Origin of the sequence: Rufibacter roseus (genome assembly GCF_001647285.1) — a bacterium.
In the GTDB taxonomy this organism is placed as follows: domain Bacteria; phylum Bacteroidota; class Bacteroidia; order Cytophagales; family Hymenobacteraceae; genus Nibribacter; species Nibribacter roseus.
The window spans coordinates 152,698-179,697 of the sequence record NZ_LRML01000003.1; the positions used below are offsets into that span (position 1 = coordinate 152,698).

General features: G+C 48.3%; 17 protein-coding genes. 5 read left to right on the forward strand and 12 right to left on the reverse strand.

All coding sequences use genetic code 11. The features are described from left to right. Positions 1-353 precede the first annotated feature (353 nt). The 6 genes from A8O23_RS04675 to A8O23_RS04700 form a co-directional block, all read right to left on the reverse strand. Positions 354-1,253 (reverse strand): SDR family oxidoreductase, encoded by a 900-nt coding sequence (locus A8O23_RS04675; RefSeq protein ID WP_066617389.1) that lies wholly within the window; start codon positions 1,251-1,253, stop codon positions 354-356. Positions 1,254-1,260: 7 nt separating this feature from the next. Then, positions 1,261-1,887, reverse strand: a complete 627-nt coding sequence (locus tag A8O23_RS04680) for a peptidylprolyl isomerase (RefSeq protein ID WP_066617391.1) — start codon at positions 1,885-1,887, stop codon at positions 1,261-1,263. Positions 1,888-2,256: 369 nt separating this feature from the next. Further along, positions 2,257-3,201 (reverse strand): hydroxymethylbilane synthase, encoded by a 945-nt coding sequence (hemC, locus tag A8O23_RS04685; protein WP_066617393.1) that lies wholly within the window; start codon positions 3,199-3,201, stop codon positions 2,257-2,259. Positions 3,202-3,210: 9 nt separating this feature from the next. After that, positions 3,211-4,335, reverse strand: a complete 1,125-nt coding sequence (locus tag A8O23_RS04690) for a DNA polymerase III subunit (RefSeq protein ID WP_066617395.1) — start codon at positions 4,333-4,335, stop codon at positions 3,211-3,213. A gap of 678 nt (positions 4,336-5,013) precedes the next feature. Continuing rightward, the gene (locus A8O23_RS04695) at positions 5,014-6,240 is read right to left on the reverse strand and encodes a GlmU family protein (protein ID WP_066617397.1); all 1,227 of its coding nucleotides are present in this window, start codon (positions 6,238-6,240) and stop codon (positions 5,014-5,016) included. 68 nt (positions 6,241-6,308) lie between these two features. After that, a complete protein-coding gene (locus tag A8O23_RS04700) occupies positions 6,309-6,551 on the reverse strand; it encodes a type B 50S ribosomal protein L31 (RefSeq protein WP_066617399.1) in 243 nt (80 codons plus the stop codon). A gap of 175 nt (positions 6,552-6,726) precedes the next feature. Here A8O23_RS04700 and A8O23_RS04705 point away from each other — a divergent pair, with 175 nt between their 5' ends. Further along, the gene (locus A8O23_RS04705) at positions 6,727-7,236 is read left to right on the forward strand and encodes a phosphoribosyltransferase family protein (protein ID WP_066617402.1); all 510 of its coding nucleotides are present in this window, start codon (positions 6,727-6,729) and stop codon (positions 7,234-7,236) included. Positions 7,237-7,323: 87 nt separating this feature from the next. Here A8O23_RS04705 and A8O23_RS04710 read toward each other — a convergent pair whose 3' ends face one another. Genes A8O23_RS04710 through A8O23_RS04720 form a run of 3 tightly spaced genes read right to left on the reverse strand, consistent with a single transcriptional unit; the run spans position 7,324 to position 10,036 of the window. Continuing rightward, positions 7,324-8,433 (reverse strand): MlaD family protein, encoded by a 1,110-nt coding sequence (locus A8O23_RS04710; RefSeq protein ID WP_066617404.1) that lies wholly within the window; start codon positions 8,431-8,433, stop codon positions 7,324-7,326. Further along, complete coding sequence (locus A8O23_RS04715) at positions 8,434-9,207, reverse strand: ABC transporter ATP-binding protein (RefSeq protein ID WP_066617407.1); 774 nt, start codon at positions 9,205-9,207, stop codon at positions 8,434-8,436. A 16-nt stretch (positions 9,208-9,223) separates the two neighbouring features. Further along, positions 9,224-10,036: an MlaE family ABC transporter permease gene (locus tag A8O23_RS04720; protein WP_066617410.1), complete on the reverse strand. Its 813-nt coding sequence runs from the start codon at positions 10,034-10,036 to the stop codon at positions 9,224-9,226. A gap of 353 nt (positions 10,037-10,389) precedes the next feature. Between A8O23_RS04720 and A8O23_RS04725 the strand changes: the two genes are divergently transcribed. From A8O23_RS04725 to secDF, 4 genes are all read left to right on the forward strand, one after another. After that, complete coding sequence (locus tag A8O23_RS04725; protein ID WP_066617413.1) at positions 10,390-10,986, forward strand: non-canonical purine NTP diphosphatase; 597 nt, start codon at positions 10,390-10,392, stop codon at positions 10,984-10,986. A 572-nt stretch (positions 10,987-11,558) separates the two neighbouring features. Beyond that, complete coding sequence (locus A8O23_RS04730; RefSeq protein ID WP_066617416.1) at positions 11,559-12,188, forward strand: uridine kinase family protein; 630 nt, start codon at positions 11,559-11,561, stop codon at positions 12,186-12,188. Positions 12,189-12,287: 99 nt separating this feature from the next. Beyond that, positions 12,288-12,644 carry a hypothetical protein gene (locus tag A8O23_RS04735; RefSeq protein ID WP_066617419.1) on the forward strand — a complete coding sequence of 119 codons (357 nt, stop codon included), beginning with the start codon at positions 12,288-12,290 and terminating at the stop codon, positions 12,642-12,644. A gap of 165 nt (positions 12,645-12,809) precedes the next feature. Continuing rightward, positions 12,810-15,776 carry a protein translocase subunit SecDF gene (gene secDF, locus A8O23_RS04740; RefSeq protein ID WP_066617422.1) on the forward strand — a complete coding sequence of 989 codons (2,967 nt, stop codon included), beginning with the start codon at positions 12,810-12,812 and terminating at the stop codon, positions 15,774-15,776. Positions 15,777-16,236: 460 nt separating this feature from the next. Here secDF and A8O23_RS04745 read toward each other — a convergent pair whose 3' ends face one another. The 3 genes from A8O23_RS04745 to A8O23_RS04755 all read right to left on the reverse strand — a co-directional run bounded on the left by A8O23_RS04745 (position 16,237) and on the right by A8O23_RS04755 (position 26,975). Then, positions 16,237-17,664, reverse strand: a complete 1,428-nt coding sequence (locus tag A8O23_RS04745; RefSeq protein WP_066617425.1) for an APC family permease — start codon at positions 17,662-17,664, stop codon at positions 16,237-16,239. Positions 17,665-18,119: 455 nt separating this feature from the next. Beyond that, positions 18,120-19,082 carry a PorP/SprF family type IX secretion system membrane protein gene (locus A8O23_RS04750; RefSeq protein WP_066617428.1) on the reverse strand — a complete coding sequence of 321 codons (963 nt, stop codon included), beginning with the start codon at positions 19,080-19,082 and terminating at the stop codon, positions 18,120-18,122. Positions 19,083-19,088: 6 nt separating this feature from the next. Continuing rightward, positions 19,089-26,975, reverse strand: a complete 7,887-nt coding sequence (locus A8O23_RS04755) for an Ig-like domain-containing protein (RefSeq protein ID WP_066617431.1) — start codon at positions 26,973-26,975, stop codon at positions 19,089-19,091. Positions 26,976-27,000 lie beyond the last annotated feature (25 nt).

Here is a 27,000-nt window from a genome sequence, read left to right on the forward strand (position 1 = left end):
TCTGCCTTTACGTGAATTTTGGGGAACGGGGTTTCTATTGAGAAATTGACTCTGCCTGACCCTGCCGTCTCCCATGAGGAAGTTACTATTCCTTACACGCATACCAAATACTCCCCCTTTGAAGGAGCCGAAAGGGGATGTTTATAAAGGAGTGTCCACGCATTTTTGATCTAACCCCTTAGTGGTCATCTCGAGTGAAGCCGAGAGATCTAACGAAAATATTCCAAAGCAGACAATCATATATTGGCCACCGCAAGGACAGGTCGCGACCTGTCCCTACATAATAAACCTCTGTTTTGGGTCTGTTTTTCAGAAAACAAGCTCAAAACAGAGGTTTTAAAAAAATCAAAAAACTATATCTGCCCTGCTACAATGGCAATGCTTTCTTTGAAAGAATGTGGTTGGTAGCCTAGCTGGGTTTTGGCTTTGGTGATGTCGAAGCCGGTGCGTGGAGGGCGTTTAGCAGGTTGGGTGAAGATGGAGCCGTCTACTTCTTCAATCAGGCTCTTGTCCAGGTTGAAGTAATCGGCTACTTGCAGGGCCATTTGGTGTGGGGTCAGCAGTTCTTCTCCGGAGATATTGAAGATGCCTTGGGCATCGTGCTTGGCGGCTAGCCAGCAGCCTTGCGCCAAGTCCTCGGCCAGAGTTGGGGTGCGCAGTTGGTCATTGACCACTTTTATTTGCTTGCCCTGCTCCAGGCTCCCTTTCACCCACAGCACAATGTTGGAGCGGCCGTAGTCGTGCACAATGCCAAACACCAGCACGGTACGCAGAATAGCCCATTTGCACGATGCTTTTTTTACCAGTTCCTCGGCAGCCAGTTTGCTCTCGCCGTAGAAATTCACCGGGTTGCCCTCGGCTTCTTCGGTGTAAGGACCGTCTTCGCCATCAAAGATAAAGTCGGTGGAAACGTGGATAAGGTGCATTCCGTGCTTTTCACTGGCCTTCACCAGGTTCTCTACCGCGTCTACGTTCTGCTTCCAACACTCCTCCCGCTGACTCTCGCAGTCATCTACGTTGGTCATGGCGGCGGTATGGATGATGTGGGTGGGCTGCGTTTCGGCAATTACCTGCTCTACCTGGTCGACATTGGTGACATCCATGGCAGCGAAAGCTACCTGCGGATATATTTCGGCTAATTTATTTTGACCGCGTGATGAGGCGATTAGCTTGATGTTTGGCTCAGTATGAAGCAGGTCTATTAGTTTTTGACCCAGCAAACCGTTGGAGCCAGTGATGAGGATGGTTTTCATAGGCAGGTTATTCGTAGCGGTAGCCGTATAGTTTCGTGATTTTCTTTTTCCGCATTTTCTTGGCGGTTACTTTCATCTTGATTTCCTGTTCTGGTCGGTCGCGGAAATCTTTAGGCACCTCGGCAATTCGGTCAATTACCGATAGACCGTCAATCACCTGGCCATACACCGTGTACTGGTTGTCTAAGAACGGCACACCGTCATGATTTTCCACTAAAAAGAACTGTGACCCACTTGATTCTTTCTTTGGGTTCATGGCATCGCCCAGGCGGGCGGCAGCCAACGCGCCATACACGTGCTTGTGTTTTATTTCAGCAGGAATGGTGTATCCAATATTACCAGCTCCATCATTATTGGGGTTGTCGTCTTTGCTGTTCACATCGCCGCCCTGAATCATAAATCCGTCAATCACGCGGTGAAACGTGGTGCCGTCGTAAAACTTTTCGTTTACCAGCTTCAGGAAGTTCTCGCGGTGCTTGGGCGTGTCCTCAAACAAAACCAACCGGATGGTGCCTTGCTCGGTTTCAATGGTAACTAAGTAATCTTTCTTGCTTTTCTTTTGTGCAAAAGATTCGCTAAAAGAACCTGATATAATTCCAAAAGCCAGGATTAGGCCTAAAAAATACTTCTTCATGAACGGATTTATAATATGATGCAAAATAAACCAAAAAGATGGAACGATGATTCATTTGCGGGAGAGTTGTGGCGGGCATTGCCTATGCCGCTGTCTGGAGTCTTCCGAAGAACGATTCCAGGCTTTGAATGAATCAGCAGAAACTCTGTTCCGGAGAAGTAGTAATTCCGGTGCTGTGAAACAAAGTTAAAATTAGCCACTGCTTTAGCTCCGTAGCAGTCAGGAAGTCGGAGACTTCCATTTTCATAGACAGTTTGCAGTCATCCTGCGGAAGACTACAAACAGCATTTTGAGCCAAAAACATAAAAGCGTTTTCAGCCTACTTTTAATAAAACAGGCTGAAAACGCTTCTTACGCACCAATGAACTGCTACGCTTTTTCTTCTCGTATTTGCTTTAGAATTCTGTCTCCGCCGCGGCTTAATACTACATTGGCCAGTTGCTCGCCCATGGCTTCCGCTTCGGCGGTGGTGCCGGTGAGTTCTTCTACAATTAAGTCGCGCCCGTCCAGGCTGATGATGCCAGCGCGCAGGTTCAGCTTGTTATCTTCTAGGGTAGCTAAGGCAAAGGAAGGGATGCTGCAGCCGCCTTCCATGGTGCGCAGGTAGGCCCGCTCCGCCACCAGGCAAAAGTAAGTCTCGTTATGATTCAATACTTCTCTAAGGGCATTTTTTTTATCAAATGCCAAAGTTTTAGCACACTCTATGGCCACACTGCCTTGTCCGGCGGCCGGAATGAACTCCTCTAGAGAAAGGTGTTGGGCTATCATGTGGTCGTACTGCATGCGGGCCACGCCGGCGTAGGCCAACAGAATGGCATCGTACTGACCGTCTTTCAGCTTCTGGATTCGGGTCTGTAAGTTCCCGCGGCATTCTGAGGTGATAATATCAGGGTAAAAGCGCTTGAGCAAAGAACGACGGCGGGTGGAGGAAGTGCCAATGATTTGCGGCCCCTCGCCCAACTTAAAAGTAGGGTTGAAGGAGATCACCACGTCATGCACTTTTTCGCGCTCCATAAATGCCAATAGCTCCAGATCGTCCGGAATGGTGGACTGTACGTCTTTGGCACTGTGCACGGCAATATCAATGCTGCCGTTGCGCAGGCTTTCTTCCAGCTCTTCGGTGAACACGCCTTTGGCGCCTATTTTATCTAGTGATTTATCTAAGACTAAGTCTCCTTTGGTGGTGATGGTGATAATCTCCACTTCCATGCCCGCTTCGTGCAGCTTATCGGCTACGTGGTGGGCCTGCCACAGCGCCAGACGGCTGCCGCGGGTACCAATTCTAATAGGAGACGTTATTTTATCTGCTTCCATAATTATGTTTTACGAAACCGGCCTGATGAGTTGGGCGATTTGGATGGAGGTATTCAAAAACGTGATTTTAGGGTGGGCGTTGCGCTCAATATGGTAATGCGCCTCGTTGAGCTGCTGCGTGAGCTGTGCACCGTTGCCCTGGTGAATCAACTTCGAAAACTTCTGCACGAAATCCATTTCGGGGGGCGGTAAAAAAGTAATCAACTGCGTATCTACCCCAAACAGCAACACCTTGCGCAGCAGGCTCAGGGCAAACTGCAGAAAGTTCTTCTGGTTCTCTCTTCCTAACTTCTGGAAGTCCTCGCTTTGTTCCAGCACCGCATCATATTTATGGTTGTAGCACAGGCGCATCCAGCTCAGGAAAAACGTAAAGTAGTCAGAAGTCATTTCCTGACTCAGCACGCGCGCGGCCTGCAGGTTCCCCTCCGCCAACTGCGTTACCTGGTACGCGCGCTCCTGCTCTACGCCAAACTTTTCGGTAAGGTACTGAATGACTTCCTCATCAGTGAAGGCCCGTACTTTCACCAGTTGCGTTCGTGATAGTATGGTGGCCAAAATTTTATCTGAGGCGTTGCTCACCAGCAGGAAAACAGTGGCCGCCGGTGGCTCTTCTAGCAGCTTCAGTAAAGCGTTAGCGGCAGTGGGGTGCAATAACTCCGGCAGCCAGATGATAATAACCTTGTACTTGGCCTCGAACGCTTTTAACGACGTAAGCCTGATGAGTTCGCGGCTTTCTTCTTTGGCGATATTCCCCTGTTTGTTCTCAGCACCTATAAACTGCATCCAGTCATTGAGGGTCTGGTAAGGGCTGTCGTCCAGAAACGCCCGCCAAGGTTTCACGAAGTGCTTGCTCAAAGCCTCGCTTTGGTCTTTGGTTTTGGTCACCGGCATCACGAAGTTCAGATCTGGATGAATGCGCTTGGCTATTTTGGTACAGCTGGCGCACACGCCGCAGGAATCTTCGGGCTGCGGGTTCTCACAGTTCAGGTATTGGGCGTAGGCCAAAGCCAGCGCCAGGTTGGCACTTCCGTCTGTGCCTAAAAACAGCTGCGCGTGCGCCACGTGCCCGGATTTTACCGAGTTCAGCAACAGTTTTTTGGTTTCTGCGTGGCCGTAGATAGAAGAGAATTGCACAGTAGAAGGTGTAATTTGAGATTCAGAGCACTGATGCCGGATTGCGTTTCATTGCTGCCGTAAAGATAAGGTTGTGCTGCTGTTTTTGCGCTGTTTTTCTGAAAATAGGCTGAAATGGTTGATTGTTGATGGCTTATTGTTGATTGTTTAAAGGAGGTTGTGTGTAGAGCTAGCGTAATCGCTCTACGAACTGACGGACAGCCAATCTCTTGAGTGGCGTTGATTAATGACTGCGAAAAGAATTGTTATTTTTCATTCTGCCGACTCTAGACTCGCGACTCAAGACTCATAACTCTTTCTGCTGACTTTCGCCTCGCTGACTGGGCCTTACTTTTCTCCTTGATGAGAAAAGTAAGCAAAAGAATCAAGAAGAGAAGAACTCGCTGCCGCTCAGACAGCTTCTCTTCATTTTTACCACTTGACTAGCGTCCGCTGTTTCATTGCTGGCTTCGGTTTTAGCCAGTTTAAAAGTATATGCGTGCTCCCCTTTCCTTGGGGAGGCCTCACGACCCGCCTCGCCTGGAAGACCGGGCAGGATGTGAACTGCTGCTTGAGCCGTTGCAATGCTTTTATTCGCTGCGCGGGGCTTGCCTGAGTATGTTTTGCGCTATCTCCTTTAGTCTGTTTCCAGCCTATTTTTCAAAAAGCAAGCCGAAAACGATATGCGTTTTTCTTTCCCTACACCAACTTCGTTTCGGGTTTGTCCCAGGGGCGGTTGTGTTTGGTAGCTTTGAAGATGTGTTCGTAAATTTTGTGTTCTTCTTCGCTGAATTTCATTCCGCGGCGGCCTAAAACGGCATCGGCTACTTCAAAAAACTTGGGCAGACGAAAGGTTTCCATGCCAGCGGCGCCACCCCAAATAAACGAGGGAATGAAACTTGGCGGGAATCCGGCCCCGAAAATATTGGCGCCCACACCAACTACTGTACCGGTATTGAACATGGTATTGATGCCGCATTTCACGTGGTCGGCCATCAGGAGGCCGCAGAACTGCAGGCCGGTGTCTATCATTTTATCCTGTGCGTGGCTGAAGGCTTTTACCTGAGCATAGTTGTTTTTGAGGTTTGAGGCGTTTGTGTCGGCTCCGAAGTTACACCATTCTCCTACCACAGAGTTACCCAGAAAACCCTCATGGCCTTTGTTGGAGTAACCGAAGAAAACGCAATTGTTCACCTCGCCGCCAACCTTACAGAACGGCCCAATGGTGATATCACCGCGCATTTTACCGCCCACGTTAACGTGACTTTCCTCGCCCAAGCTGAATGGCCCTCTGATGATTGCCCCTTCATGCACCTCTGCGTTTTTACCAATGTATATAGGGCCATTCTCGGCATTTAAAATGGCAGCTCTGATTTTTGCCCCCTCCTCTACGAAGATATTCTCTCGATTGTAAACTATTGTATACTTGTCAGTGATTGGCTGGCTCGTTCGGCCCTGGGTAATTAATTCGAAATCAGAGCGAATTTGGTCTCCGTTCATCCGGAAAATATCCCATGGCTGGCGTACGACGTCGAGAGGGGGTGGTGGAGTTTCTCTGCTGCGGTTTGTGGTATGTTGGAAAAGCTCTTCCACACTACGTAATTCTATGCCATCAACATTCAGGGCCACCAGTAAACCTTCATGCACCAGACTTTCCCCCACCGGTAGTCTTTTAATCAGCTCAAATAACTTAGGAGTAGGGCAAATGGCTCCATTAACGTAAATAGAGGGACTGCCGGCTGTATATTGGCTGTACTTGGCCTGCAGGTAGTCTTGCGTTAAATAAGACACCACCTCTCCTGACAACTCTCGCCATTTTTGGGCAATTGTCAGAATACCTACACGAATGTCGGCCACGGGCCGAGTAAAAGTAAACGGCAGCAGATTAGCCCGTAATTCGGGGTCATCAAAGAGAATGATGTTCATAGAGTACAAATAAAAAAGGTCTTTCTGAAATTCAGAAAGACCCTTATACGCAATACCTAAAATTAGGCTTATTTTTTGTAACGCTGCTTGAACTTATCAATACGACCGGCAGTATCCACGAAAAGGTTTTTACCAGTGTAGAACGGGTGAGAAGCAGAAGAAACCTCCACCTTGATAACTGGGTAGGTTTTTCCGTCTTCCATGGTAATGGTCTCACTTGAGTTCATGGTAGAACGTGTGATAAATTTGAAGTCACTGGAAGTATCTTGGAAAACTACTTCTCTGTATTCAGGATGGATGTCCTTTTTCATTATTCTGTATATTTAAACAACGAGTTTCTCGAATAGGACTGCAAAATTAACACATCTTGTGTAATTATAAAACTCTTATGTAGAAATAATTTCCACAAGTACAGAGCTTTTTCAGATTTTGCGCGGTTACTCCAATATTTTGATAATTTTAGGCCGTTAAAAACACCGCCACCCTATGGTCTTCACAAAAGAGAGCCTCATTCTGGAACACCAGCAGATTCTGCAAAAAGTTAAGCGAATTGCCTTTGAAATTTATGAACAAAATTTTGAGGAAAAGAAGCTGGTGTTGGCAGGCATTCACGAAAACGGCTATTTTCTGGCGCAACAACTGGAGCAGGAACTGAAAAATATTTCACCGCTGGAGATTCAACTCATTGAGGTAAGGCTACATAAAACGGAACCGCTGGAGCACGAAATTCAGATAACGCCATTGCCTGAGTCATTGAAAGATACCGCCGTGGTACTAGTAGATGATGTGCTGAACACTGGCAAAACCCTTGCCTATACACTGCGGGTGTTTCTGGAGAAGGACTGCAAAAAGCTGGAAATTGCCACTTTGATTAACCGTCACCACCCGCTTTACCCAATAGCGGCTACTTATACAGGTTATTCTTTAGCTACTACTTTACGTGAACATATAAGAGTAGTACAGGAAAATGGGGAGTGGGGAGCGTATTTAATCTAACAACCGCTTAAGTGAGAGATTCGCCATATTTTAGCTGTTTTCTTAAAAACAGGCCTAAAATATGACGCTGGCAGCTCTTCTGATGGGTTAGTCTATCTTGATTGGCTTGATAACCGTTACGGTGTCTGCTGTGGGTGGAACTGTTGAAGGTTGTATTCCTTTCTTTAAATTCTTCTTTTCTTCGAGCTTTAATAAACGCTCCTGCTTTTCTTTCTCTCTTTCTTTTTGACGGGCCTCACGCCGAGCTTTGCGGCGGAAAAAACCGTTGAGCAAGATGCTGTGCTGCAGGCTTTCCATGTTGGCGTCTAACTTATCGGTGCCTGCCTCCAGGTTTTGCATGGTCAGTTGCAAATCGGTGGCAAACTGCTCGTCGTTGAGAAGCACACCCAAGGCATTGTCAGTGGTGTTGAGCTTGCTGGCCGTGTTGTTTATTTTGGCAGTCAGGGCCGAGGCGGTGGCCATGGTTTGCTCCAATTCGGCTGCGGTGCGTTTCAGGCGGTTGTATACCACTGTATCAGTGAGCAGTTCATCGGCTAAGCCGCCTTCTGTGTTCAGCTTGTTCGTGAATCTAGTAAGGGCTTGTGAGGCACGCACACTACTGGCCGAAGTCCTTTCCAAGTTGGCAACTATAGTGCGGAAGTTGTTGGCCAGCCTTTCGTCTGTGAGTAATGCCCCAGCCAGACCTTCGCCTTTCACCAAGCTACTGCTCAGCTGTTTTACATCATTGGTGATGGCTTGCAGGTTTTTGTTGTTTTCCTGCAGCGTCTGCATCATTTCCTCGGTACTTAACTGTTCTTCCGTGCGAAGAATGGCGCCGTCTTCAATGGCCGGGGCTGTTTCGGTACCACCGTACACTACCACTGTTTTGTTACCAATTAAACTTTCAGAACCCACCTTGGCAAAAGCATCATTGTGAATAAACCTACGGGCGCTTTCCTCAATAGACATGGTCACGGCTATTTTGGAGTTCTCCACTAGCTTAATGCTGTTGACCACGCCCACCCGCACGCCTGAGTAAATCACGTGGTTTCCTTTTTTCAGGCCGGTTACATCCTCAAAAAGAGCGCTTACCTCAATAGTTTCGGCAAAGCGTTTCTGCTGGCCGCCCAGCACAAAAATACCCGCCACTAATATTAATATGGCTAGCAACACAAATATGCCTACGACAACAGACCTTCTATTTTCTTCTGCACTCATTTAGTCTATGAAATTGTAATCGTAAAATAATTTTACCCGCTTATCATCGGTATTGAACACTTCTTCAAAGGTGCCCTGCCGCTGAAATACCCCGTCTAACAACATCACCATCCGGTCACCTACTGCCTTGGCGCAGGTTAAGTCGTGGGTAATGATAATGGAAGAAGTATGGAAGCGCTCCTGCACCTCATTAATAAGGTTATTGATCTCTATACAAGTAATAGGGTCAAGACCGGCGGTTGGCTCATCATAGAGCATGATGTCTGGGTTCAGAATCAGCGTACGCGCAATGCCAATCCGCTTCCGCTGCCCACCCGATAGCTCTGAGGGCATCTGGTTAATGGTTTGCGACAGCCCCACTGCGTCTAATACCGTTTCCACTCTTTGCAGCACCTCTCCCCTGGTTAAATCTTTCTGGTTGCGCACCAGAGGAAATTCCAGGTTTTTCTTGATAGTCATACTATCATACAAGGCGCTGTTCTGAAATGAGAACCCGATCCTCAAGCGCAGACGGTCCAAATCACGCCCTCGCAGCTGGGGCACATCCTCGCCGAGCACATTCACGGTTCCTTCGTCTGGACGCAGCAGGCCGGAGATTATTTTAATCAACACCGATTTCCCTGTTCCGGATTTGCCAAGCACCACCAGGTTTTCACCTTTGTAAAGATCAAGGTCAACACCCCTGAGCACGTCTAGGTCGCCAAACGATTTCACCAGATTCTTGATGGAAATAACGCTGATGCTTCTGTCTATAACCGGTTGTCCTTTTTTCATCTCCCTCCCTCCTTTGTTAACGTAGTGCCGTGATTACCTGCAGAGACAAAAGCTCCTCAATAAACACCAGAAACATAGCCGTTACTACGGAAGAATTAGCGGCCTTGCCTACTCCCTCGGTTCCTTTTGAAGAATTATAGCCTTTGTAGCAGCCAACCATGCCAATGGTGTAGCCAAACAAAGTAGATTTTATAACCGAAGAGAAAATATCTAGAAACGTAATGGCATCAAATACCTGTGTGAAATAAGTCACAAAAGAGGTACCTTCATTGGCACTCACGTTCAGGTACGCCCCCAACAACGCCACCAGCATGGTATACATCATCAGCGCCGGAATCATAAACGTGGTGGCCAGCACCCGGCTCACCACCAAAAACTTGAACGGATTGGTAGCCGACACTTCCATGGCGTCTATCTGCTCGGTTACCTTCATAGAGCCTAACTCGGCTCCTATCATAGAACCAATACGTCCTGCCCCAATCAGGGCGGTCACCAATGGAGCCAAAGCCCGCACAATGGCCAAGGAAACCAGCGAGGGCAACCATGATGTAGCCCCAAACTCAGCTAAGGACGGGCGCGACTGGTTCATGAACACAATACCTATAATGAAGCCCGTCAGGGAGATAAGCGGCAATGACCTTACCCCTATCTCGTAACACTGCCTGATGATTTCCTTGCCCTCATACGGCGGCAGAAACACCTCCTTGAAAAATCTGACGTTGAATGAAAAGATGTCGTAAAGCGCCAAAAAGAAGCGGTCTATCTTTCTGGATATCACACGGCTCCGTCTGGTTCTTACACGTTTTTCATTCTCGGGGCTTACCTCCATCCGTATTTCTTATTCTATATTCTTTTTTAGAGAACCGCATCAAGGCAGGTTTTCACCTATAATTCTGTAATATACAGACACCTGCCAAAACTTATCAATAAAAATTCCTGCATTTGGCCTTCCTGCTCTTAACTTTTTCAGCAGCACCTGCCTTTACTTAGTTAAGCAACCAACAATAGGTTTAGCTACATACAAGACAACTTTAGGCAAGGAAAGCGGTGCAAAGGTAACCAAAGAAAAATAATTGGGACTAGTTCTACTCCTTACTATACTATAAGAGCCAAATGCCTGCTTGTCTGTTTTGTTTTTACTCCTTCTTGCCGTATACTAGCCTTTCAGCACATTGCCTACCTATGAAAATCTGTTTTGCCTCTAACAATGCCCACAAACTGCAGGAAATTCAGCAACTGCTTGGAGCACCCTTTGAAATTACCAGCCTTACTGACATTGGCTGCACCGAAGAACTGCCCGAAGAACAGGACACCTTAGAAGGAAATGCCCTTCAGAAAGCCACTTATGTCTGGGACCGCTATAAAATCATGTGTTTCGCAGATGACACCGGTCTTGAGGTAGAAGCCTTAAATAATGAGCCAGGCGTTTATTCTGCCCGTTATGCGGGGCCACAACGAGATAACCAAGCTAACATGCAGAAGGTTTTGGAAGGATTAGCCGGAAAAGAAAACCGCAAAGCCAGGTTCAGAACTTCCATTGCCCTGATTCTGGAGGGCGGTGAGCAGCATTTATTCGATGGTATTGTAGAAGGCCATATCATAGAAACGCCCCGCGGAGCCCAAGGCTTTGGCTATGACCCCATTTTTGTACCCGAAGGGCATAGCCGCACCTTCGCTGAGATGAGCAGCCAGGAAAAGAACGAAATAAGCCACCGCGGCCGTGCCGTTCAGCAGCTAGTATCGTTTCTACGGCACCGCTACGTGCAGACAGGAACGTGAAGATTAATGAGTGAATGATTGAAGGAGTGAATGAAGAAGGGTCTTTTGGAGACATATATGCTTGACTCAGTTTGGCGGTGCATTTTGGAGCTGTTTTAACGAAAACAAGTCCAAAACACATAAAAATATAGCCGAACAAATTTTTCACCTCCCGTTTCAGCCGCATCACCCGTCGCCCTTGTTGGTGTTATCACCAACAAGCAAGATTGTGCTTATAGTTACAAACGCCTTTTCCTGAAGCCTGTGTCGAAAACCAAAGGCTTCAGGAGAAAAAGCAGCTGTGCTTTTACCATTAGAATCGCAGTCTCCCTTGTTGGTGATAACACCAACAAAGGCGGAGAATAACGGCGGAAGTGAAAATACACGAACAACTTCAACACGGCTTGGGTAATAGAAGAATCACGTTTTCGGCCTAATTCCTGAAAAACGGGCCGAAAACGTGATTCTTGCATCATCTTTCTATTGGCACCCCATCATTTCTCATTCATAATTTCTAATTTTTAATTTAACGAAGCCCTAGGCAACCTGACCGAAAATGGCTAATTTTGCACCCCGTAAACCAGTACGTACTTATGCATCAAAAGCCGTTTATTGTTGGAATTACGGGAGGGAGCGCATCAGGGAAAACCACATTCCTGAGCAGGCTATTGGCTTCGTATGCACCAGAGGATATTTGCCTCATCTCACAAGACAACTACTACCTCGACCGCGAAAAGCAACTGAAAGACGAGAATGGCATTCATAATTTTGATTTGCCGGGCTCTATTGACAGTGCCGCTTACGCCCATGACATTCTCAAATTAAGTCAGGGCGAAACCGTTCACCGCAAAGAATACACCTTCAACAACCCCAATGTGGTGCCTAAGCAACTGGAGTTTAAACCAGCGCCTATTGTAGTGGTAGAGGGCATTTTTGTGTTCTATTTTGAAGAAGTGGCCAAACTGCTTGACATGAAGGTGTACATAGACGCCAAAGAGTACATAAAATTGCAGCGCCGCATTATGCGCGACAAAGTAGAGCGCGGTTATGACCTGGACGATGTACTGTACCGCTACACCAACCACGTGGCGCCAACCTACGAAAAATACATCAAGCCCTTTAAGAACGACGCTGACATTATTATACCGAACAACCGCAACTTTGAGGTTGGCTTAGAAGTTTTGGTGACGTACCTTAACTCTAAAGTAAAAAAAAATAGGTAATTCACATCCGCTTTTAGCACCAAACAAAAGCCTCTGCTGTTCAACCTACTGCAGAGGCTTTTGTTTTATTTCAAGAATCGGTTACCTTTGCCAACTAGCATGAAACCCGAGCACTACATACAACGTAATTGGCGGCTGATTTTCACCAGCCTTGCCTTGCTTTTGGTGCTCACGGTGAACCACCGTGCTTTGCCGGCCTTTGCCTATGCCGCTCCTTCTCCGGAGCACACATCGGTTCAGAAAGGTCGTGATGCACATGAATCAGAAGTAAAACAAAAGGTTTCATTAGAGGCTGTCTCATCTTACACTGCTCAGTTAGCAGAGCCTGCCACTTTACTGCCTATTGCCTTTACTGCCCCAGTGCAGTATTCTGTTCAAAAGAAAGCCAGTGTTCCTTACTGGACTTTCCACTTACAAAAACTGGCTACGCTGCCCATCTCACCCAACGCTCCCTAGTTTTAGCTTTCTTATTTCAGCCGCCCTACCTAATAGATATATTTCTTTTGGGAAGGCTGACTTTATCTGCTTTTCTGGCCCACTCTGGCCAAAAGCAACCTGTTTGGAATTTCCATTCTAACACAATTCATAAACACACTTTTTTTTATCATTTTCAATTAACCCATGCGTAACAAAGGTTTTATTTTATTCCTGACAGTTATTGTATCGGCGTTGTGCCTTTACTACCTGTCGTTCACCTTGGTGTCTAGAAGCGTTGAGCGCGATGCCGCTGAATCTGCCACCACAGCCCAAGGCACTGTAGACCACTACAAGAAACAGCAGTATCTGGACTCTGTTTGGAGAACTCCGGTGTACAACTTCTTAGGTGCTGAGTACACTTACCAAGAAGTAAAAGAAAATGAGTTGAGCCTTGGCCTTGACTTGAAAGGCGGTATGCACGTAACGCTGGAGGTTTCTCCGGTTGAGATCATCCGCGCTATGGCGGGCAGCAGAAAAGACGTGGCCTTTGAAAAAGCCATTGAGCGTGCCCAGCAAATGCAGGCCACCAGCCAGGAAGGTTTCGTAGACTTGTTCTACCGCGCTTACCGTGAAATTCAGCCAAATGCCAAACTGGCTACAATCTTCGCCAGCAGCACTACCCGTAACTTGTCGTACAACTCAACAGACCAGGAAGTACTGGCAGAGATCAACCGTGAGGTAGATGATGCCGTAGCCCGCTCCTTCAACATTCTTCGTACCCGTATTGACAAGTTTGGTGTAAACCAACCAAATATTCAGCAACTGAAAGGTACTAACCGCATTCAGATTGAACTACCAGGCGTAGACAACCCTGAGCGTGTGCGTAAACTTTTGCAAGGTACTGCCAACCTAGAGTTCTGGGAAGTTTGGAACTACAACGAGTTTGGTCCATATTTCAGCCAACTGAATGATTACCTGGTAAAGCAAGAAGCTGCCAACAAATTAAAAGCCAACACTGCTGCTCCGGCAACTGATAATGCTTTGGCTAGAGCCGCCGGCACTGATACTACTAACTTGGCTGCCCAATTAAGCACACCAGATTCAGCTGCTGCTCAGTCTGATTCATTGAACGCAAACCAAAGCTCACTGCTGGGTCAGTTGTTCACTACTTTGCCAAGCGGCTTGGGCTCTAATGTGCGTGACACTGCCAAAGTAAACGCATTGTTCGCCACTCCACAGGTAAAAGCTATTTTCCCACAAAACATGAAGTTTCTTTGGGGTGTGAAGCCAATTATAGCCGATGACGGAGCTGAGTTCCTGGAACTGTACGCTATCAAGAAAGGCCGCGATGGCAATGCTCCTTTAACGGGTGAGTACATTGCAGATGCCCGTCAGGATTACGATCAGTCTGGCCGTCCTGAAATCTCCATGAGCATGAACGCTGCTGGTTCTAAAAAATGGCAGCGCCTGACCGGCGACAACATTGGTCGTCAGGTTGCTATTGTATTAGATAATTATGTGTATTCCGCCCCAGTGGTTCAGTCAGAAATCAGTGGCGGTAACTCTTCTATCTCTGGTTCTTTCACCATTGAAGAAGCTCAAGACTTAGCCAACATTCTGAAAGCCGGTAAAATGCCAGCCCCTACCCGTATTGTAGAAGAAGCCGTAGTTGGTCCTTCATTGGGTAAGGAAGCCATTAACCAAGGTTTGCTTTCCACTTTAGCTGGTTTAGCGTTGGTAGTGATCTTTATGATGGCTTATTACAGCCGCGGTGGTTTCATTGCTGACTTAGCATTGGTGTTCAACATCTTCTTTATTTTGGGTATTCTAGCCCAATTTGGCGCTGCCCTTACTTTGCCTGGTATAGCCGGTATAGTGTTGACCATGGGTATGTCCGTAGATGCGAACGTACTGATCTTTGAGCGTATCAAAGAAGAAATGGCCGCTGGCCTGAACGTGAAAGATGCTATCAAGAAAGGTTATGAGCGTGCCTTCAGCTCTATCTTTGACGCTAACGTAACGTCATTGCTGGCAGGTGCTATTCTGTACTTCTTCGGTTCAGGTCCGGTGAAAGGATTTGCTATTACCCTGATGATTGGTATTGCTACTTCTTTCTTCACTGCAGTTTTCCTTTCTAGGCTATTTATTGAGTCTATGGTGTCTGACAAGAACGGCTCTGCTAACACTTTCACTACTTTCTTATCTAAGAACTGGTTCAAAAACACGAAATTTGATGTACTGAAGTACCGCAAGGCTGCTTACATTGGTTCTACTGCCTTCATTTTGTTTGGCGCAGCGGCTATCTTTATGAAAGGTGGATTAAACCTTGGCGTTGACTTTAGCGGTGGCCGTTCTTATGTGGTAGACTTTACATCTCCGGTTCCTGCTTCTGACGTACGTACAGCTTTGTTAGATAACTTCGGCAACCAAGGCACTGAGGTGAAAACCTTTGGGGCTCCTAGCCGCTTGAAAATCACAACAAGCTACCTAATCAATGACGAATCAACTGAGGCTGATGAGCAGGTTAAAGCAGCCTTGATGACCGGTCTACAGGAGTATCAAGCGCAGAACCCAACTATTCAAAGTTCTTCTAAAGTAGGTGCTACCATGGCCGATGACATTCAGAAGCAAGCTTTAATTGCTGTGTTGCTGTCGTTTGCCGGTATCTTCCTGTACGTGGCGCTTCGTTTCAGCCGCTGGCAGTATAGCTTGGGTGGCGTGGTAGCTTTGATCCACGATGCCTTGGTAGTAATTGCAGCCTTCGCCATTGCTCGTCTGTTTGGTATTGCTTACGAGATCGACCAGGTGTTCATTGCTTCCATCCTGACCATCATTGGTTACTCCATCAACGACACCGTGGTTATCTTTGACCGTATTCGTGAGTACACCAGAGAGAACCCTCGTCTGAAGTTCCGTGATGTGATCAACCCAGCGTTGAACAGCACCTTCAGCCGTACTATCATCACGTCATTAACGTTGTTCCTGGTAGTGATTGTGTTATTTATCTTCGGGGGCGAGACCCTTCGTGGCTTCTCATTCGCCATGATTGTAGGTACCCTTACCGGTACGTATTCTACCCTGTTCATTGCTACTCCGCTGGTGGTAGATACCACTAACGTTGACAAAGAGAAACAAGTAGCTGCAAAACCTACTGTAGTTGCCTCTAGATAATAACTTCTTCTAGAAGACTGAAAAAGGCCGGACAATGTCCGGCCTTTTTTTATGCAGTTATCTATTACAATGAAAAATTCCTTTCAGTTATTGATCAAATTTTATCCTCCCTACCCTTTCCCTCAAGGTTATATATGAGAAGACCTTGCAAAATAGACTTATAGGTAGCGTTCACTTCTTTCAAGAGCTTGCACCAGTATTCCTCCAGAAATATCTTTATCTGGAAAAACAATATAACTAGGATGTTTTAAGTCTACTTTTGAGAAAACAGGTCAAAAGGAAGCTCATGAGCACAAACCTTCCTATGGCTATTGACCTTTTACACTCAAAACAGATGATTGAACAAAACAGCTTCTTGTTTAGTACTTCTAAAGCTTAGAATAAAAAGACCACATGGTGCTGTACTTTTTTAGCGCACCATTATATAAGTGTCAAAGCCTTTCCTTTTGCAGCAAAATACCTAAGCATTAACAGCTTCCTGCTGAGCAGGTGTTTTCTTTGATTGCTGTTTTTTTGTAAACCACCAATACATTGGAATTCCAGTCAACATTAGAATCATACCAATACCTGCCTCTCGTGGTCGAACGTAAATAGTATTGAAAAATAAAGCTACGCAGAAAAGAATCATAATGGCGGGAACCACAGGGTACCCCCAAACTTTGTAAGGACGATGGGCGTCAGGCATCTTCTTCCTTAATATAAACACCCCAAACGTGGTGGCGCCATAATAAATGAATACGGCAAAAATGATCATATCGGTGAGTTGGTCAAACGTGCCCGAAAGCACCAGCATGCAGGACCAAACGCCTTGAAACAGCAAAGAATTGGATGGCACCTGCGCCTTATTCAAGTGAGCGGCTTTCTTAAAGAAAAGCCCTTCCCGAGCCATGGCAAAATACGTGCGGCAACTGGTAAGAATAGTGGCATTGGTGCAACCCAAGGTTGTAATCAAAATAAGCACTGAAATAAGAAATCCGCCGCCAGATCCCCAAAAAGCTTTTACGGCTTCAATGGCCGCAATCTGGTTACCCGCTTCATATACTGCGGTTAGCTCTGAAATAGGTAATAATGACAGGTAAGTGGTGTTCACCAGAAGATATATAGTAATGACGGCCAATACTCCTAAAAAAATGCCCCTCGGAATGTTGCGGTGGGCGTCTTTTATCTCACCGCCTAAAAAGCCAATGGAGGCCCAGCCCTGATAGGCCCAAAACGCTGCCAGCATAGCCGCAAATACTGAAGAGAAAGTAACAGCAGTGTCTTTAGCAGTTTCCAACTGAAAGGTACTTTTCAAATCAGCCTGCTCACTGCTAATCCCAAAGAAAATGATCAGAAAAATACCTAAAAAAACCAAAAGCAGAATAGCCGTACTGAAACCCGCACCAGCTTTGACACTCTTAGTATTAAACCAAGTTAAAAAAAATATCAGCAGTATAGCCGTGAACTTAATATTGAAATCAGCGAACGGAAAAAATACGCCTGCCAGATTGACCTCTGCTAAAGAACCAAATAGAGCAGGTAACGGGGCAATACTATTCAGTGACTGAGCAAACACATATGCTAATGAAGCAATAGTGGCTGTTTGTATGACCGTAAACAATGACCAACCATAGAGGAAAGCGAAAAACCGATTATATATCCTTTTGTAATAGGAGTACTCCCCTCCTGTATCAGCCAACAAACCAGCCACTTCGGCATTACTCAGGGCACCGAACATGGTGATAACACCTCCTAGAACCCAGCAAATCAAAACCCAGCCTGGTGAACCGAGTTCCGCAGCCATAGGCGCTACTTTTTTGTAGACACCAGACCCAATGATATTGCCTATCACCATCATGACAACTAATTGAAGCCCAAGAGAGCGCTGCAGCTGGTTTGAATTACTCATACTTTTCTAAAATATATTTAATCAACTGAATAAGAATCATAAATCCAAGGGAACAGGTAATTTAATAGATATGAACTGATAACTACTCCAAGGTTTCAGTATCCTACAAGAGCTGGGGCTAAATAAATTAGTATCTATCTGAATCCTATTTTGGTAGTATTTCATCAAGCCCACTTTAACATTCCTTTACTGGCCCGAGGTTAAAGCTATTTCTAAAAAGGACGCCCAGAACATGGGGTAATGTAAAAGCGATCAGCAGGCACTGCCAAGAAGGCACGTGACATTAAAGCATTGTAGTGCAAAGGTCACTGGCTCTCCGCATTTTTCTCTGAAACATTAACAGGCTAAGCTTCATCAGAAAGAAACAACGCCCCTGTTTTTGGCCTGCTTTTAAAAAAGCAGACCAAAAACAGGGGCGTTGAATAAAATATTTGCCTCTGGAGAGGTTACAGCCTCTACCAGACAGTCAGCTTTCTTGTACTTTCTGCTGACTTATTGAACAGGCTGTACGAAAGAGAGAACTCATTGCTCGGTCTTGACATGTACTGTGCATCCTCGGTGGCTTTCTCGTAGGAGTACCCCACCCTGAAGCGCGACAGCTGCAGCCCCCCGGTGAAGGAGTAGGCCAGGCTTTGGCGGTAACCCGCCCCCAGCCAAACCATGTCGCGGAAAACCAGCTTCGCCTGCCCCTCGGCAAGTCCCTTGTCGTTCCTGTCGTAGTGGTACACACCGTTCAGCACCACGCCTATGCTCTCGGAGAAGCCTCTCCTCACGCCCGCCTGCACCGAGTGCCGCGCCACGTTCGCGTCCTCCAGAAAGCCGTCCCCGCTGGCCTCGTACCCGCCGGTAGCGTCTCTCACCCCATAGCCCAAGTAGAAATCCTCGCCCGTTAAAGCTATGCCAAGTGCCAAGTCAAAGCGGCTGGAGCGGCCATCCTGACCCAAGTATCCAGTCATCTCCGGGTCGTTCGGGTTGTCCAGGATGAGCGTTTGGCTGCGCAGGCGCTGCAGCGAGTAGGTCGCCGCACCGCCAACCCGCAGGGTAATACCCTCGGAGAGCCTGGCGCGTGAGCCGTAGTTTATACCCACCCTGCTATCGGCGAAAGGGCCGAATTCGTCATGCATTGCGAAGAGTCCCCAGGAGTTACGGGTGGTTTCCACTCCTACTTCCTCACCCTTGGCCCAGGAGGAAAGTTCCTTAGAGCCCATCTCGGCCGAAGCAAAAAGCGTCCGCGGCGCGTTTTCGAAGCCCGTCCACTGGTCGCGGTAGAGCATCTTCAAGGAGGATCCCCCGTACCCGGTCAAGGCCGGGTTGTAGAACTGCCGCAGCAGCGTGAAGTCAGAGAAGGACTTCCGGCCCTGGGCCGAAGCGCCAAGGGCTGAAAGGAATATACAGATTGATAATGTGAGCTTTTTCATCTTCGATTATTTCTTTAGGACAGTTACCGTTCCTTTTTGCACCAAACCTTTATCTTTCACCTCGATGATGTACAGGTATGCTCCTGACACTACCTGGCCGTGCTGGTTGCGTCCATCCCAGCCCTGCTCAGGGTTGGTGGTGTGGAACAGCCTCACGCCGGAGCGGTCGAACACCTGCACCTCCACGTTGTTGTAGAATCTGAGCTCAGGCACCTCCCAGGTGTCGTTCACACCGTCACCGTTCGGGGTGAAGGCGTTCACCAGCTTGATGCGCTCAGCACTGTACCCTTCCTTAGTCAGGTTGAAGGACTTCTCGAAGGTGTTGCCGTAAGGGTCTATAGTTCTAACCCTGATGGAGAAGCTGGTTCTTCCTGACAACCCTCTGTTGGACTTCAGGAACAGCTGGTTCCCATCTATCACGAACAGGCCGTTGTCGGCGCTGCCCGTGCCGCTCACCAGCTCGTACATGTGCTGGTTTTCAGGCTCGCCGTTGATCGGGTCATCCTCGTCGGTAGTGTTGAAGGTTCCGATTGCCTCGTCAGGGCCAATGTTTGGCTTGAATGCAGATTTGCTCAACACTATGTCAGTAGGTGCTTTGTTAGGCTGAACCTCCACCGCGATCTTTGGAACCATATTATTCAGGTTGGTAGTACCTGAGCTGAGAGTCAGGGTACCGCTGAGCTCGTACGAACCAGCTACCAGTCCGTTGTAGTTGCCTTCCGCCCATGTCACAGGGATAAATTCCCTGCTGTTGTCCGTGTAAGTCACCTCCACCGTGGTCGGCAGCGGAAGCTGCGCGAATGTGGTCCTGATGGCGGGGCGGAGCGTGGCCGGAGGGGTGATCGCCATGATGTCGCGGGTATATTTCATCACCTGCGCCGTCACGTCGGCACCTCTGTTCGTGGCCGCGTCAGTCTGGAAGAAGGTCACCGTCAGCTGGCCGTCACCCAAGTCAGAAACGTTTATCCCTGTTATATCAAAGGCAGCACCAGGTGCCGCAGCACCTCCCGTTACCGGCGTTCCGCCGCCTGCGCTGGTAATGCTGTAGTGGTAATCAGCTCCTGCCTCAGCACCGGTTACTTTCAGAGTAACTGCGGTTTGGTTATTGAAGTCCACCATGGTCTGCACAAAGGCTATTCCGTAGCCAGCTGGCGCAATGCTGTCAAATATCCGGTTCAACTCGGCCGAAGCAGTGCTTTGGTTACCCGCACCGTCCTGGGCCACATTAGCCGGCACTGAAACGGTTACTTCACCCTGGGCAGCAGGCGTGATAAGCGCGGTGTAAACGCTGCCACTTACTTTAGTAAAATCAGAGGCAGAGGCATTGGTCAGGGTAACTTCGCCTACCGTGAACCCGCTTACCGGCTCACTGAACGTGAAGGTCACCGTGAACGGAGCGTTGGTTGAGTTGGCGGCCGGAGTGGTCAGCGCCACCGCAGGGCGGGTAGCGTCAAACATCCTGGATACCACGTTAGAGGCAGTGTTCGGGTTGTCCGCCCGGTCTATCACCGTGTTCGCGCCCACCGACACGCTCACTAAGCCGTCGGCTGTTGGCGTGATGGTGGCGGTGTACTCGGTCTGGTTCGTGCCTACCTGGGTCAGGGCCCCGGCGGAGCCGTTGGTCACCGTGATGTCGGCCAGCTCGAAGCCGCCAACCGGCTCGGAGAACTGGAACGTCACCATAAACGGAGCCCGCACTGAGTCCCCGGCCACCGCCGCGCTGGAAAGCACAACGGTAGGGGCGGTTCCGTCAAACATGCGGCTGATGGTGTTGGAGGCGGTGTTTCCGTTACCGGCCCCATCTACTATCCTGTTCTCCGCCACCGACACATTTACCGCTCCGTCAACGGCAGGGGTAATAGTAGCGGTGAACTCTGTTTGCGTGGTTCCTACCTGGGCAAGTGTCCCCGCGGTTCCTTTTACAACGCTTATGTCTGCCAGGGTAAAGCCCTCCACCGGCTCAGAGAACCGGAACGTCACAGCAAACGGTGCTTTTACCGAATCACCGGCAACCGCCGCGCTTTGCAAGGCTACCGTTGGTCTGGTGATGTCATAGATTCGGCTCAGCGAGGCAGTAGTGGCCAGGTTGGGGTTACCAGAGGCATCTAAGGCTACGTTTTCCAGAATAGATACCGTAACCACGCCATCAGCGGCAGGCATTACGGTAACCGTATATTCACGGGCGTTCACTGCTATTAAGGAGCTCACCGACCCGTTGGTCACCGTCACGTCACCGGCCTCAAAACCTGTCACGTCTTCATTGAACGTTACTTTCACCTGAAAGGCCGCGTTTACAGAGTCTGGCGCAGTAGAGGAAAGCGCTATCTCCGGACGGGCACCGTCAAACAGGATAGAGAAGATGTTAGAGGCACTATTGCTGTTGCCCGCCACATCTGTTACCACCCCGGCAGTCAACTGTACAGTCACATTGCCGTCGGCTATTGGCCTGATGGTAGCGGTGTAGGTAATATTGTCTGCTGTCTGGAGATCCTCCGCGCTGGCATTTGCCAGGGTTATGTCTCCTATCTCAAAACCGGCCACTACCTCACTGAACGTGAAGGTGGCAGTAAACGGCAAGTTAGTAGACAAACTCCGGTCTGCGGTAACCGTTACCGTTGGCGCCGTTTGGTCCAGCATGACCGCAAAGGCACTGCTAGCTTCGCTTACGTTACCGGCAGCGTCTGTAGCATTGGCGGTGAAGCTATGCGTACCGGCCATCAGAGTGGTAGCGGTATAGTCGTAGATCCAGTTTCCGTTGTTGTCAGCCATGACCGGAGAAGCCAGTGCGTTTCCGCCCAAAGACAGGGTAACCCTGACGTTTGGCTCGGCGGTTCCGGAAAGAATCAGTGTGGCGTCATTGGTGATGCCGTCGGTGTTGCTAGTGCCACGGTCTTCCGAGATGGCCGCAATTACCGGAGCAACCGGTTTGGTTATATCAATGGTTACCCTAAAGTCGGCCCCCATGGCGCTGGTGTTCTGAGCGGCGTCAGTGGCGGCGGCGGTGAAGACATGCTCCCCCTCCGGCAGAACCACAGCGCTGTGGTCGTATGTCCAGTTACCGGTGGCATCAGCGTTTACGGTACCCAACAAAGTTCCGCCCAGGTACAGGCTTACTATGCTGTTCGGTTCCGCGGTTCCGGAAAGAATAAGGGTCTGGTCAGAGGTAATGCGATCCATGTTGCTTAACCCGGTGTCAGTGTTCACCGCGGCAATGACTGGTGCCACTGGTACCACGGCGTCTACTTTTACATTAACTCCTGAAGCCACATTGTTCAACGTAAGCGTTGCCTGATTTCCAGGAAGGTCAGTAATAGTGCCACCGTTCAGAGCAATGGCTGGGCCCGTCAGGATATTTCCGTCAGTGTCCAGGTCTCCATCGGCTACGGTATAACGGAATACCAAACCGTTAGAGCCGGAACCGCTGATGTAGGAGGCCTCTTTGGCAACCGAGCCAATGGTCAACGCAAGCGAAGGAGTACCTGTCACGGCAACCGCTTCGGTGAAGGTCACGGTGAAGTCAAGGTTTTGACCAGCTTTGTAGGCTCCGTCTGCCGGATAGGCCACAGAAGCCACGGCAGGAGCCACGCCATCCACCAAAATTCCGGCGGTAGACGGCACGCTGAACAGAGCACTAACATATAAGTTTCCGGCATGGTCTGCCACGGTGGCAGATCCAATGGTTAATGACGTGTTCACCTGAATACCGTCTGTGTCTAAATCTCCTGACCGAACGGTGTAGCTGAACACCAGGGAATTGGTACCGCTCCCGCTCTCCAGCAACATCCTTATGTTCGCAGTGCCAATTCTTATGCGGTATTCTATTTGGTCTCCCGTCACTACCACCGGCTCGGAGTAGGTGAATACGGTTTGCAGCTTATCCCCAACTTTATAAGTTCCGTCTGCTGGCTGTGTCACTGACACCAGCGTTGGGGCCACGCCATCTACCAGAATGCCAGCGGTAGAGCCTGGGGTAAAAGTCAAGTCTGCATTGTTGCCGGCCCAGTCCCTAAAGGTGGCGGTATTTAACGCTATGGTTCCCACTCCTATTCCGTCAGCGTCTGTCTCTCCGGCTTGAACGGTATACCTGTAGGTAATCTTGTTGGAAACGGTAGATAAATGACTGGCTGTTCTGGCGTTCTCCCCAATGGTCAGAGCCAAGGTGGAGGTGGCGCCGTTTACTGCCATGCTTTCACTGAAAGTGAAAACGAAGTCTAAGTTATCACCGGCTTTGTAAACCTTGTCAGCAGGCAACGCGACTGAAGTGATGGTAGGTGCCACCGCATCAATGTTTACTCCAGCGGTATTACCCACATTCTGTAGGGTAATGTCGGCATTATTTCCAGCGGCGTCTTGAATGGTGGCTCCATTAAGAACCAAGCCCTCTATGCTGATGCCATCGCTGTCTATATCGCCTGTCAACACTTTATATTGATAGGTGATGCTGTTGGCGGATTTGTTTGCGAAGGTGGCAAACCGGTCCGGATTCGTTGTTCCCACCTGAAGTTTCAACGTAGTGGCATCTCCGGTCACAATAATGTTTTCACTGAAGTTCACTGTGAAGTTCAGGATATCATCAGTTTTATAAATACCTGAGGCTGGCACACTCACTGAGGCAACCTGTGGTACTTCCGCATCTACCTTCACCGGAGTGGTAAAGTTGGTTGTGAACGTGAGGGTAGCATTATTACCGGCTAAGTCCTGCAGAGTACCGCCATTAAGAGCGATAGTCTTTTGCGTTTCAAAAGCAATACCGTCAGTATCTACTTCGCCGGCTTGCACCTGATAGCGGAACAACAAGGCTGTGGCGGTACTGCTTCCGGCAACGTAGGTGGCAGAGCGGGTAGTATTTCCAATAGTTATGGCAATGGAAGGTGTACCGGTCACCGTAACATCCTCAGAGAAGTAAACAGTGAAGTCCAAGTTCTCACCGGCTGTATAGGTTTTGTTCGCAGCCGGAAGGGTCACCGAAGAGATAACCGGGGCAGTAAGGTCTAGGGTATAGGCCTCACCACCGGTAAACCCTCCGTCGACAATTACATTACCTGCCAAATCAGTAACGCCGGTATTCACGCTTCTTAAATTTAACTTGGCTGTTCCGGTACCGGAATTGATATTTACGACAACATCATAAACACTGGATCCCGGCGCTACAGCTGTTGCTGATTGCAATGAGCTGACAATAGTACCTGTTTCCGCTACGTTAAAGTCCTCATGCGTTACACCTGTTACATCCTCAGAGAAGGTAACCCTGAAAGTTACCGAAGACGCATTGGTGGTGGCTGTAGTTGGGTTCTGGCGGATAATAGATACAACCGTAGGCTTGGTTACATCAACGGTCCAGGTGTGTTCGGCTGGCGTAGCATCTACATTATTATAAAGATCTTTGGCGCGTACCAAAACAGTATGCTGGCCCTCTGCCAGATTATGAAGCACCAACGGATTGGAGGTACCTATATAGGCACTACCATTTAGGCTGAACTCGTAGGTAACGTTGGCCTGGTCACTGCTTAAACCAAAAGTAGCGGTGGTGGAATTAGATAATTCAGCCGGTTTACTAACCAATATTGTATTTGGACCGGCATTACTTAAGGTATAGGTCTCGATGCTGCCTGTTGGGGCGGTGTTGATTAAGAAGTTACCAGCCACATCGGCAATATCTTGCCCGCTAGCCAAAGACAAACTAACTGTTCCATTATAGCCGGGCAGGTTGCCACCCGAGATTGCAATGTCATAAGCCTTTCCTTCAGTAGCAACAGCCGTTACATTGGTAACACTAGCCGTGGTGCCGCTTACACTAAAATCATTGGCATCTACACCATTTACCTTTTCAGAGAAAGTAACCCTGAAGGTTAGGATATCTGCGCTAGTAGTAGCGGTGGTTGGGTTATGGCGAATGATGCTTGTAACTAAAGGTCTTGTTGCATCATAGACAAAGGTATTGGTATTGCTTGCCGGGCTGATGTTACCTGCCGCATCAGTTGCCGTGGCATATACTGTGTGACTACCTTCTGTATATGATACCGAAGGTGTGACAACCCAATTATCACTGCCATCTACGATGGCAGTTCCTCTACTTACTCCATCTATATATAGGGTGACGGTAGTAAAGGCTTCCGCTTTTCCACTGAAGGTTGGATTGTTGTTATTCGTCACGGTGCCGTTTGCCACGGCTGAAACTGTTGGGGCGGCAGGGGTAGTGGCGTCTATTTTAAAATAGTTTATGTTACTCTGTGAACTTGTATTTCCTAGAACATCTTTTGCCCATGCTTTCACATTCCAATCCCCATCTGAAAGAGCAAATGGCTGTAGGAGGCTCCAGTTACCGGCTGCATCGGCGGTAACAGTTCCTACTACAGTACCAGACACCTCAATAACTATTGAGCTGTTTGGCTCTGCAGTTCCAGAGTAAGTGGGCTTGTTGTTGTTAGAAAGAGATGAATTTACTGGAGCAACTACCACTGGCGAGGCCGGCGCCGTGTTGTCTATGGTATAAACCTCGCCTGAGGTGTAAGTGGCATTTACATTTGGAGTAACGCCGGTAGTACCAGTAAAATCTAAACGCAGGGTACCGTTACCGGAAACATTGTTTACTGAAACCGTATAGGTAGTACCTGAGCCGGACACGCTGCCGATAGTACCAAATGCCGGTCCGGTTGTTATTAATGTAAAATCGGAGGCATCTACACCCGTTACCGCCGCCGCAAAGGTGACGGTGTAATTAACCGTGGTGGCATTTGTAGGCGATGGATTTGCCCGCGCTATAGACGATACTGTTGTTGTAGGTTGAGGCGCAATTGTTAACGAGTAAGCTTTTGAACCGGTATATGCGACGTTGTCAGAGGCCGTAACAGTAAAGTTAAACGTACCACTGGCAGTTGGGGTACCGGTAAGAGTACCGGAAGAAGAAAGGCTTAAACCAGTAGGTAAGGTTCCTGCCGTTCTGGTATAGATATAAGGCGCAGTTCCACCGGAAGCTGTGATAGTAGCATTATAATTGCTGCCTACTGTACCAGAAGAAAGTGAGGCTGGGGATAAAGTAATATTAGGCGCAACCGAAGCTGGCCCTACAATCAAGTTATCTAAATTGAGCCCATTCAGGCCACTAAAGTTTAAAGTTACAGAAGTCACCGTAACATCCTTCGCAAGTTCAATCGTTTGACTAGAGCCATACGTCTCTGGGCTTAATGAAGAACCATTATATGATACTTTTAAGTATGGTGCTGGATAACCAGTATTGCTAATGTATTTCAGCCATACACCGTAAAATTTAAAGGGTTGGGTATCTTTTCGTTGTATAGTGACAAATTGTGTACCATAAGGTGCATGGTTAATTGAGGCAGAGTTATTCTTACCTCCAGAAGTCCCATAATGCCACGAATCATTTCCTGTATGTTTGATCTGATAAACATCCCCCCCCAAGGTGACTTCAGCAGTAACATACCAGATATCCCAAAGCTTTTCAGTAAAAGTTGGAGCCGATGAAAAATCAGCAGTATACTGCTGTGCATTAGCTTTGCCAGAACAGAGAAGAAGGAAGGCAATCACCAATACAGCAATTTGCCTTATGTTCTTCCTTACTAAATTTTCACAAAAGTGCTTTATATTGAAATATGACATAGAAAAAGTATTTACAAAAAAAGATGGTAATTCCTGTTCCCGGGGCAAACGATTATTGATGCTACTCCCAAGAGCATTTTCTTTCCCGGCTGCCACACCTTTCACAGGCGCGGCAAGCCGGCAGCTCGGTCGGTGATTGGGCGGCGGCGCGTGGGTAGCATGAACAGATGGTGAGGGTTGCCCAGCCGTAGAAACGGCAAAGCCCTCCGCCCTGGCAGAGGAAGGAGAAACACGAGGCGCAGCAAAAGAAGGGTGGTGAGTAGATGTCTCTCCCATACGTGATAAGTATGCTTAATTACAA